The organism is uncultured Parolsenella sp. (assembly GCF_958346945.1).
Lineage (GTDB): Bacteria > Actinomycetota > Coriobacteriia > Coriobacteriales > Atopobiaceae > Parolsenella.
The window spans coordinates 58543-69043 of record NZ_CATVTL010000008.1 but is presented as its reverse complement, the minus strand read 5'-3'; the positions used below and the strand labels follow the sequence as shown (position 1 = coordinate 69043).

The following is a 10501-nucleotide window of genomic DNA, read 5'->3' as shown; positions in this document are numbered from 1 at the left end:
GCGGCTCATTCGCCTGCGCCGGCCCATTTGCCGTCGCACGTCCTAAGAAGAGGTTCCACATATGGCAGACAAGCCCTCGTACTTCGTCACGACGCCCATCTACTACGTCAACGCCGATCCGCACCTCGGCACGGCCTACTCGACGATCATCGCAGACGTCCAGGCCCGCTTCCGCCGCGCCGACGGCTACAACGTCAAGTTCCTCACCGGCATGGACGAGCACGGCGAGAAGGTCGCCGAGGCCGCGGCCAAGCACGGCATGACGCCCCAGGAGTGGACCGACTCCCAGGCCCCACACTTCAAGCAGCTCTGGGAGACCCTCGAGATCTCCAACGACGACTTCATTCGCACCACCGAGTCGCGCCAGTACAAGGCCGTGCAGTACCTCTGGGAGCGCATGAAGGAGTCCGGCTACCTCTACAAGGGCAGCTACGACGGCTGGTACTGCGTCCCCGACGAGACCTACTTCACCGAGACCCAGGTCGAGAAGGGCGACGAGGAGAACGGCACGCCCGGCGCTCACCTCTGCCCCGACTGCCACCGACCGCTCGAGCGCGTCAAGGAGGAGAGCTACTTCTTCAAGCTCTCCGCCTTCCAGGACAAGCTGCTCAAGCTCTATGACGAGCACCCCGACTTCGTGCAGCCCGACTTCCGCATGAACGAGGTCCGCAGCTTCGTCGAGGGCGGCCTGAACGACCTGTCCGTGAGCCGCACGAGCTTTGACTGGGGCATTCCCGTGCCCTTCGACGAGGGCCACGTCACCTACGTGTGGTTCGACGCCCTGCTCAACTACATGACCGCCTGCGGCTACGGCGTCGACTCCGACGAGGCGCGCGCCGAGCTGGCCTACCGCTGGCCCGCCAACCTGCACGTCGTTGGTAAGGACATCATCCGCTTCCACTGCGTCATCTGGCCGGCCATGCTCATGGCCATCGACGAGGCCCTGCCTGAGCACGTCTTTGCCCATGGCTTCCTCACCGTGCGCAACGCCGAGACGGGTGCGGCCGAGAAGATGTCCAAGAGCCGCGGCAACGCCATCGCCCCGCAGGACGTCATCGACCTGCTGGGCGTCGAGGGCTACCGCTACTACTTCATGACCGACGTGACGCCCGGCACCGACGGCGCCATCTCGTTCGAGCGCATGGAGCAGGTCTACAACGCTGACCTCGCCAACAGCTGGGGCAACCTCATCTCGCGCTCGGCCAACATGAGCGTCAAGTACTTCGACGGCTGTGCCCCCGCCAAGCCCACGAACGACCACGCCTTCTCCAACCCGCTGGCAGACGTCGCCGAGGGCATCCACGACCGCTACGCCGCCAAGATGGGCGCGCTCGACTACGCCGGCGCCAAGGACGAGGCCATGGCCCTCATCCACGCCGCCAACCACTACATCGAGGACTCCGAGCCCTGGGCCCTTGCCAAGGATGGGAGCCGCGCCGACGAGCTGGCCTTCGTGATCTACAACCTGCTCGAGGCCATTCGCATCGCTGCGCACCTGCTCATGCCGTTCATGCCCACGACGAGCGCCGAGGCCCTGCGCCGCATCTCCTGCCAGGACGAGGCCGCGTCCGACGACCTCGCGGCCGCCTGCGTCTGGGGCGGCCTTGCCGGCGGCGCCCCCGTCGAGAAGGGCGACCCGCTGTTCCCGCGCCTGGAGCCGAGGGCCTAGCGTCCACGCGCACTCGCAGCACCGCGGCCGCCCTCGGGCGGCCGCTTTCATATGGCCGTGGCCAGCGCGCGAGACGTGCGAGAAACGCTCCCGCGCGACCGCGGCGCTGACCCCCACGAAAGGGACCGCATGGTTGCCTCTCCTCTCGCAAACCCAACTGCCACGCGCGAGATGCTCGAGCGCTTTGGGCTCGCCACCAAGCACCGCCTGGGCCAGAACTTCCTGGTCGACGACCACGTGATCGCCCACATCCTCGACCTGGCGCGCCTCTCCGAGGCCACGCGCGTGGTCGAGGTGGGCCCGGGCATCGGCACGCTCACGCTGGGCATGCTGCCGCACGCCGCGAGCGTCACCTCCATCGAGGCCGACCGCACGCTCGAGCCGGTGCTGGCCGACCTCGCCCACGAGTTCCCCAACTTCGCCTACGTCATGGGCGATGCCCTCAAGGTGGGCTGGGACGAGGTCTGCGCCGCCGCCCGCCCCGCGGGCGAGCCCAACATCCTCGTGGCCAACCTGCCCTACAACGTTGCCGCCACGATCATCCTCAAGTATCTCGCCGAGCACCCCGTCCTCGACGCTGCCGTGGTGATGGTGCAGGCCGAGGTGGCCGACCGCATCTGCGCGGCCCCCGGTACCAAGGCCTACGGCGCCTATACCGCAAAGCTTGCGCTCTATGGCACCGTGACCGGCCGCTTCGAGGTGCCACCCACCTGCTTCATGCCCGCGCCGCACGTGAACTCTGCCGTGGTGCGCATCGACCGTGCCCGCGCCTGCGATGCCGAGACGGGCGGGCCGCTCGATGCCGCCGCGCTCGCGGGTGCGTGCGCCGTGACCGACGCCGCCTTCGCCCAGCGCCGCAAGACCATCCGCAACTCCATGGCCGCCCGCGGCTTCGATAAGGCCGCCCTTGACGCCGCCTTCGCCGCCTGCGGCATCGCGCCCACCGCGCGCGCCGAGACGCTCGCCTCGGCGGACTTCGTGCGCCTGCACGCCGTCCTCGCGGCCGTCGGCGCCATGCCGGCCGACCTGCCCACACGCTTCTCGGCAGGGGAGGGCAGATGAGCCACGCCGCCACTCTCATGACCGACGCCCTCACCCTCGAGGACGGTGAGCTGTTCCACACCAAGAAGGGCAAGGCGCGCCCCTGCCCCGCACCGCTGGCGCCGCTTGCCGACACGCACGGCCACCTCACGGTGCTGCGCTCGCACGACCCGGCGCTCGCCATCGCGCGCGCCGCGCTCGCGGGCGTGCGCCTGCTCGTGGTGCCCATCGACCCCGTGAGCGACTGCGGCTACTCCCGCGAGGAGCCGGGCCCCGTGCACTCTGCGGCAGACCTCATCGCCTTCCTCGACGAGGCGCGGGCGCTGGCCGAGGAGCTCATGGGCGAGTTTGCCGAGCAAGGCCTCGTGCCGCCTGCCTTCCCCGGCTATGACCTGCTGTCCGGTGCCACTGAGCGGCTGCCGCTTGACCTGCGCTTCGTTGCGGGCGTGCACCCCTATGGCGCGCCCGTCTTCGATGACGCGTGCGAGGCGCGTATGCGCGAGCTGCTGCGCGGCGAGCGCTGCGTGGGCGTGGGCGAAATCGGCCTTGACTATGGCCCCTACAGCGACGTGGACCCTGCCGTCCAGCTCGAGGTATTCGAGCGCCAGCTGCTCATGGCCCACGAGCTGAACCTGCCGGTCGAGCTGCACGTGCGCGACGCCGCCGACGACGCTGCGGCCACGGCCCATGCCCAGGCGGCAGACCTCCTGCGCCGCGTGGGCGTGCCCCGCGCGGGCTGCGACCTGCACTGCTTCACGTCTGGCCCCGAGGCGCTCGCCCCCTTTGCCGAGCTTGGCTGCCACGTGGCTTTTGGCGGCGCCGCGACCTTCAACAAGAGCGAAGACATCCGCGACGCTGCGGCCGCCTGCCCCGCCCACCTCGTCATTACCGAGACGGACAGCCCCTACATGGCACCCGTGCCCCTGCGCGGCGAGGAGTGCGAGCCCGCCATGGTGGCCTTCACGGCCGCCTGCGTGGCCCAGGCGCGCGCCGACGCCGGCGTGGACACGCCCGCCGAGACCTACCGCGCCCTGTGGCGCAATGCGTGTAACCTGTTTGGTCTGTAAGCAAGACCACCGAGGGCAACTGGGGGCAGCGTCTCTGGCTGTGCCTTGGAACCGAAGAGATGATGGCCGGCCGCCCTGGCGTCGCCGGCCCACAAACGATGGGAGCAACAACCATGAGCGAGAACCTACGCGTCGCAATCCTATTCGGCGGTACCTCGAGCGAGCACGGCATCTCCCTGCGCTCGGCCACCAACGTCCTGGCCGAGCTTGCGGGCTGCGGCTACGACCTGCACCTCATTGGCATCACGCGCGAGGGGCAGTGGCTCAACTACACCGGCGACGTCGCCGACGTCTGCGAGGGCGACGCCTGGGCCTCCCATGACGTCTGCCCCGTCGTCGTGGTGCCGGGCGGCGGCCTGTGCCGCCACGAGGCCGATGGCTCGCTCACCCGCCTCGACCTCGACGTGGCCCTGCCGGTGCTGCACGGCCAGGGCGGCGAGGACGGCATCACCCAGGCCCTGCTCGAGAGCGCCGGCGTGCCCTACGTGGGCTGCGGCGTGCTGTCGAGCGCCGTGTGCATGGACAAGGACGTGTCGCACCGCCTGGCGGCCGCCTCGGGCATCCGCGTGCCCAAGTGCGAGGTGCTCTATCGCGGCTCCACGCAGGCAGACGTCGACGCGGCCGTTGCGGCCTGCGGCGGCTACCCCGTCTTCGTGAAGCCCACGCGCGGTGGCTCGTCCTACGGCGTCTCGAAGGTGTCCGACGCCTCCGAGCTCGCGGCCGCCCTCGACCTCGCGTTCTCGCTCGACCCCAAGGTGTCGGTCGAGGAGGCCATCGTGGGCACCGAGGTGGGCTGCGCCATCACCGGCGACGCCGCGGGTGAGCTCGAGATGGGCGTCGTCGACGAGACGGTCGTGACCGACGGCGGCTTCTTCCACATCCACCAGGACCAGACGGCCGGCGCCTCCGCGAGCTCGATGAACTCGTCGCTGCGCTGCCCGGCCCAGATCTCCGACGAGCAGATGGCCCTCGTGCGCAAGACCGGCTTCGCGGTCTACCGCGCCCTGTGCTGCTCGGGCTTCGCGCGCGTCGACCTGTTCGTAACGCCCGCCGGCGAGGTCGTGCTCAACGAGGTCAACACCATCCCGGGTCTCACGCGCTACTCGCGCTTCCCCGAGATGATGAAGGCGTCGGGCAAGAAGCTCGCCGACGTCCTCGAGGGCCTCGTCGAGGCCGCCGCCTCCCAGGCTCGCTAGCCTCCGCTGCTGGGACGATAAAGCCCGGAGCAATTTCGTCCCACTTTTCCTGCGGTTTGGGACAATAAGGCTACGGGCGGTATTGTCCCAGGCACCAGGGTGGCCTCGCGCTGCTACAATCCAAGCAACCGAGCGAATCCCCTCTGCGCCCCGCGTGGCGTAGGGGGGATTTTTTGTTGAGCTGGAGCCGGAAAAACCAGGTCGAGTCGGGCCGACGCGGGGACGCCACGGCCGCTGGCGAGCTCGCCGGCATGTCCTCGCTCGCGCGCAGGCTTGCTGAGGCGGCGGCCGAGCTCGCGTGGCCCACACGGTGCGTGTGCTGCGACGCGCCCGGCGAGCTGCTGTGCGCGTCGTGCCGCTCGCGCCTGGGCTGGATCTGCCAGCGCTGGGCCTGCCCCACCTGCGGGGCGCCCTATGGGTGGGTCTCGTGCACGGAGTGCGGCAGGTCCCGAGGCGAGGCGTGGGAGACGCGCGCCTGCGTCTGCGCCCTGCCGCTCGAGGGTGCGGCCCGCTCGCTCGCGCTTGCCTACAAGGACGCGGGGGAGCGGCGCCTGGCGCCCGTCATTGCCGCGACTGTCGCCTGTGCTCTCGACGAGGCGGCCAGCTGGCCCGCGGCCGATGGGGCGGCGCGCTTCGACGCCTCGGCGGTCGACGCCGTTTGCTTCGTGCCGGCGACGCGGGTGGCCTATCGACGCCGCGGCTTCGACCACATGCTCGACGTCGCGCGCTCGCTGTCGGTCATGCTGGGCCTACCTCTTGCCGACGTGCTCGCCCGCCCCCACGCCCGCGACCAGCGAAAGCTTGGCCGAGAGGACCGACTCGCCAACGCCTCGTCGTCGATGCTGGTGGTGGGCGACGTCACGGGCTGCTCGCTGCTGCTGGTCGACGACGTCGTGACGACGGGCGCCTCGGTGCGCGCCGCCGCCCGCGCCCTGCTCGAGGCGGGCGCCTCCGACGTCACCGCCGCCGCCCTCGCCCGCACGTGGTGAGCCGGGGACAAAAGACCCGTCCCCCTGTCCCCGCATGGCATCGCCGCTGCTACATAAGGTCAACATCATTGAGCTGCTATAATCGGAAAGTCTCATTCAGGTCTGTGGTTGCAGGGTGGTGGGCAAGCTTCCCGTTCGCGGCAAAGATGCTGCGCCCGGGTGGCCGCGCCCCGTCGGGCTCGTCTCGGCAGCCGCCCCCAGTCCATGCCAGACGAGGGCAAAGGGATCCACGTAAGTTCGGGCGTGCGCGTCCGGGCGATCATGGCTCGTCCTAGAAGTAAGACGCACCGCCCGTCTATCCTGGGGTTTCGTTGCCCCGCGGGCGAGAGGGCCTCCAGTGGCGCCGCCGCGGCGGTTGTCTGCGAAAGCCCCCGTGCGCGAGTGTGGGGTCAAATACCAGGTCAGCTGACTGAGACGCAGCTTGAGAAGGGGATGGCCCGGCTGGGCCCGGGGGGGCGGTCGCGCCCCATGAGACGAGGAGACTCGATGAGACGCAAGAAGATGGTCGTTCGCGGTGGCGCCGCCGTGCTCGCCGTGGCGGTGGCTGCCTGCCTTGCCGGCTGCTCTAACCCTCTGTCGGCAATCGAGGCGAGTCTGAGCTCCCCGTCCATCGCCGAGGCACGCGGCAAGCAGATGCAGGCCGCCGCGCCTGCCGTCGCCACGCCCACCATCATCAAGAACGGCACGCTCACCGTGGGCCTCGACACCTCGTCGAGCGCCCCCATGTGCATTACCGGCTCCGACGGCACCTTCCAGGGCTATGACGTCGACATGGCCTACGCCATCGCCGACCAGCTTGGCCTCACGGTCGAGTTCGTGGGCGTGAGCGGCGCCTCGTCCGCCCTGGGCCAGACCTGCGACATCGTGATGGACGCCAGCTCGAACGCCTCGGGCAGCGTCACCGTTGTGGGCGCCTACGCCGAGGACGCCGTGGGCTTCTTCCACAAGGGTGGCGAGGGCACCGTCGACAAGGGCAGCGTCATGGGCAAGACCATCGGCGTACAGGACGGCTCGGTCTCCCAGCAGCTGCTCAAGCGCAGCGACCTCGAGGCGCGCCAGGAGTCGTTCACCAACCTCGACGACGCCTTCGACGCCCTCGAGCAGGGCATCGTCGACTACGTGCTGTGCGATGCCTTCTCCGGCGCCTACCTGCAGGCCGCCTACCCCGACATCTCCTTCTGCGGCTCGATCGACGTGCCCAGCTCCGTGGGCGTGGGCGTGGCCGCCGCCAACACCGAGCTGCAGAACGCCGTGCAGCAGGCCGTCGACAAGGTCTGCACCAACGGCGTGTCCGACATCATCCGCGCCAAGTGGCTGGGCGGCATGGGCGCCATCTCCGACAGCTCGCAGATCTCCGGCATCTCCATCTCGGCCGGCACCGTCGCGGGGTCGAGCGAGACGGCCGAGACCAGCGACGGAGCCTCGGGCGTCCAGGACGGTTCGACGGCCGGCGCCAACGCCGCCGACGTCGGCTAGCCACCTGCCCGCTGCACGGCTAGGCCGATTCTGTCCCGAATGGAACCATCGAATCGGCGACTGGTCAATTCTCAAACGACCGCAGAGTTTGCGTCCGGTTTGGGTACCAGTGCAGTACAGGGGAAGCCGCAGCGCTCACCCGCGCGGCCGCTCCACAGGGCAAGTAAAGGCTCGACGGTTGGAGGCACCATGGACATCAAGGTTTCTGGGCGCAAGGTTACGGTCACGGACGCCCTTCGCAGCTACGTTGACGAGAAGATCGGCGGGGCCCTCGAGGTCTTCGACATCCAGCCCATGACGTGCGACGTGGTCCTGCGCGTCGAGAAGAACCGCTCGAACCCCGAGGCCGCGGTCTGCGAGGTCACCGTGCGCGTCCGCGACAACGTCGTGCGCGTCGTCTCGGCAGACCCCGACATGTACGCCGCCATCGACATCGCGGCCGGCAAGGTCACGCGCCAGGTGCGCAAGTTCAAGACGCGCATCATCGACCGTCGCCAGCGCTCCCAGGGACTGCCCGTCGAACCCACCGCCGCCGACCTCGCGAGCCTCATCGAGCCCGCGGCCGACGAAGAGCCCGAGGACGACGTGCTTGTGCGCGAGAAGGTCATCGACCTGCCGCCCATGACCGAGGAGGAGGCGCTCGTCCAGACCGACCTCATCGGACACGACTTCTACGTGTTCACGAACGCCGCCACCGGCCTCGTGAACGTGGTCTACCGCCGCAAGAATGGCGGGTACGGAATCATCAAGCCCAAGATCGAGGAGCCAGATGACTAGCGATACCAGCGAAAACCCTAACATCCAGGCCGCGGGTTCTGCCGAGCCCGCGGCCGTCGCATGCGAAGCCAACGTGCCTGCCAACGACCCGATGGTCGCCCAGGCGGGCGCGAGCTATCGCCGCGACGGCCAGTGCCGCATCATCGTCGACTCGTGCGCCGACTTCGCCCCCGAGGTCGCCCGCGCCCTCGGCGTCGAGGTCGTGCACTTCTCGTTCGTCATGAACGACGGCGAGCACGCGGACGACCTGTGGAAGTCGATGACGCCGCACGAGTTCTACGAGCGCATGAGGAACGGCGAGCATGCCACCACCGCCGCCGTCACCCCGGGACACTACCTCGAGGTGTTCGAGCGCGCGGCCGCCTCGGGGGTGCCCGCGGTCTACCTCGCCTTTACCCGCGGCCTGTCCTCGAGCGTCGACGCGGCGCGCCAGGCGGCCGAGATGGTGCGCGAGGCGCACCCGGGCTACGAGCTCTACGTCGTCGACAACCTGTGCCCGTCTGCCGCCGCCGAGCTGCTCGCCATCGAGGCCGTGCGCCAGGTGGGCAACGGCCTCACGGCCCGCGAGCTCGTCGACTGGGTGGAGGAGGCCCGCTACTACATCCAGGGCTATTTCACGCTCGAGAGCTTCGACGCCCTGGCCCGCGGCGGCCGCATCCCGCCCGCGGCTGCCCAGGTGGGCGGCAAGCTCGACATCAAGCCCGAGCTGTCCTACGACCTCAACGGTGCCCTCACGCTGCGCGGCATGTGCCGCGGCCGCAAGAAGGCCCTGCGCGCCATCATCTCGGACTTCAAGGAGAACTACATCGGCACCGAGGGCGTGGTGACCCACATGCCCATCGGCATCGTGAGCTCCGACGCCGAGAAGGACGCCAAGTGGCTCGAGGACCAGATCCGCAAGGAGCCGGGCTGCGCCGACATCCCCATCATCCACAGCTCGGTGAGCCCGGTCATCGGCGCCCACGTGGGACCGGGCATGGTCGCCTGCGCCTTCTGGGGCAAGGACCGCAGGGAGTCTCTCTCGTTCACCGACCGCATCGCCAAGCGCGTCCGCGGCAACAAGTAGCCGCACACATCGTCTGACCTGCGCGCCGCGGACATCCCCGTCCGCGGCGCCGCACGCATGAAGAAGGGAAACGCATGACCACCACCGCCAGTCTCAAGGTCGCCTTCATCGGCACCGGCATCATGGGCGCGCCCATCGCCGGCCACCTCATGGACGCCGGCTACGAGCTCACGGTCTACAACCGCACCAAGGAGAAGACCGCCGGCCTCATCGAGCGCGGCGCCATCTGGGCAAACAGCCCCGCCGAGGCCGCCAAGGGCGCCGACGTCATCTTCACGATGCTCGGCTACCCCTCCGACGTCGAGGACGTCTACCTCGCCAGCGACGGCCTCATCCGTGCCGCCAAGACGGGTGCCTGGCTCGTCGACCTTACGACCTCCTCGGCCCAGCTCGCCCGCGACATCCACGACGCGGCCGAGGTTGAGGACAAGCACGCCGTCGACTGCCCGGTGACGGGCGGCGAGCAGGGCGCCGTCGACGGCACCCTCACGCTCATCATGGGCTGCGAGGAGGCCGACGCCGCCCCGATTGCCGCGCTGCTCGAGACCTTCTCGTCCAAGATCTTCTACTTTGGCTCGGCCGGCGCCGGCCAGACGGCCAAGCTCTGCAACCAGGTGTCGCTCGCCGGCTGCATGGTGGGCATGGCCGACGCCCTGGCCCTCGCCACGCAGGGCGGCATCGACGTGGCCAAGATGCTCGAGATGGTGGGCGGCGGCATGGGCGGCTCGCGCGCCCTTGCCGGCCTTGGCCCCAAGGCGCTCGAAGGTGACTACAAGCCGGGCTTCCTCGTCGAGCACTTTCGCAAGGACCTGGGCCTTGCGCTCGAGCAGTCCGAGGACCTGCAGATCACCCTGCCGGGTGCCGAGACGGCCTTCACGCTCTATGACATGCTCTGCCAGATTGGCGGCGCGTGCCTGGGCACCCAGGCCATCAGCCTGCTGTACGCCGAGCAGGCCGATGCCGCCGCTGCCGGCCTCGACTGGGGCAAGCTCGACGTGAGCCAGTACGCCCCCGAGGGCGAGGGCTGCGGCTGCGGCCACGAGCACGGCAAGGGCCACGAGTGCTGCGGCGGCCACGGCGACGGCTGCTGCGGCGGCCACGGACACGACGATGGTCACGAGTGCTGCGGCGGCCACGGCCACGAGCACGGCGACGCCCACGAATGCTGCTGCGGCGGCCACGGCGAGGGCCACGAGTGCGGTTGCGGCCACGAGGAGTAG

9 protein-coding genes are annotated in these 10501 nt (G+C 69.5%); all 9 read left to right on the top strand.

Translation table 11 applies throughout. The features are described 5' to 3' along the window. Positions 1 to 61: 61 nt before the first annotated feature. The 9 genes from metG (at position 62) to Q3866_RS05910 (ending at position 10501) form a co-directional block, all read left to right on the top strand. Positions 62 to 1669, top strand: a complete 1608-nt coding sequence (metG, locus tag Q3866_RS05950; protein WP_301830353.1) for a methionine--tRNA ligase — start codon at positions 62 to 64, stop codon at positions 1667 to 1669. 129 nt (positions 1670 to 1798) lie between these two features. After that, positions 1799 to 2731, top strand: coding sequence for a 16S rRNA (adenine(1518)-N(6)/adenine(1519)-N(6))-dimethyltransferase RsmA (gene rsmA, locus Q3866_RS05945; RefSeq protein ID WP_301830351.1), 933 nt, complete (start codon positions 1799 to 1801; stop codon positions 2729 to 2731). Further along, positions 2728 to 3777, top strand: coding sequence for a TatD family hydrolase (locus Q3866_RS05940; RefSeq protein WP_301830350.1), 1050 nt, complete (start codon positions 2728 to 2730; stop codon positions 3775 to 3777). Before rsmA ends, Q3866_RS05940 begins: the two co-directional genes overlap by 4 nt. Before the next feature lie 113 nt (positions 3778 to 3890). Further along, positions 3891 to 4973, top strand: a complete 1083-nt coding sequence (locus Q3866_RS05935; protein ID WP_301830348.1) for a D-alanine--D-alanine ligase family protein — start codon at positions 3891 to 3893, stop codon at positions 4971 to 4973. 173 nt (positions 4974 to 5146) lie between these two features. Beyond that, a complete protein-coding gene (locus tag Q3866_RS05930) occupies positions 5147 to 5962 on the top strand; it encodes a ComF family protein (protein WP_301830347.1) in 816 nt (271 codons plus the stop codon). Between the two features lie 486 nt (positions 5963 to 6448). Further along, positions 6449 to 7438: an ABC transporter substrate-binding protein gene (locus Q3866_RS05925; protein ID WP_301830346.1), complete on the top strand. Its 990-nt coding sequence runs from the start codon at positions 6449 to 6451 to the stop codon at positions 7436 to 7438. Positions 7439 to 7627: 189 nt separating this feature from the next. Next, positions 7628 to 8215, top strand: coding sequence for a ribosome-associated translation inhibitor RaiA (gene raiA, locus Q3866_RS05920; protein WP_293674127.1), 588 nt, complete (start codon positions 7628 to 7630; stop codon positions 8213 to 8215). Positions 8216 to 8306: 91 nt separating this feature from the next. Continuing rightward, positions 8307 to 9281: a DegV family protein gene (locus Q3866_RS05915; protein WP_301830357.1), complete on the top strand. Its 975-nt coding sequence runs from the start codon at positions 8307 to 8309 to the stop codon at positions 9279 to 9281. A gap of 74 nt (positions 9282 to 9355) precedes the next feature. Further along, positions 9356 to 10501, top strand: a complete 1146-nt coding sequence (locus Q3866_RS05910) for an NAD(P)-dependent oxidoreductase (protein ID WP_301830344.1) — start codon at positions 9356 to 9358, stop codon at positions 10499 to 10501.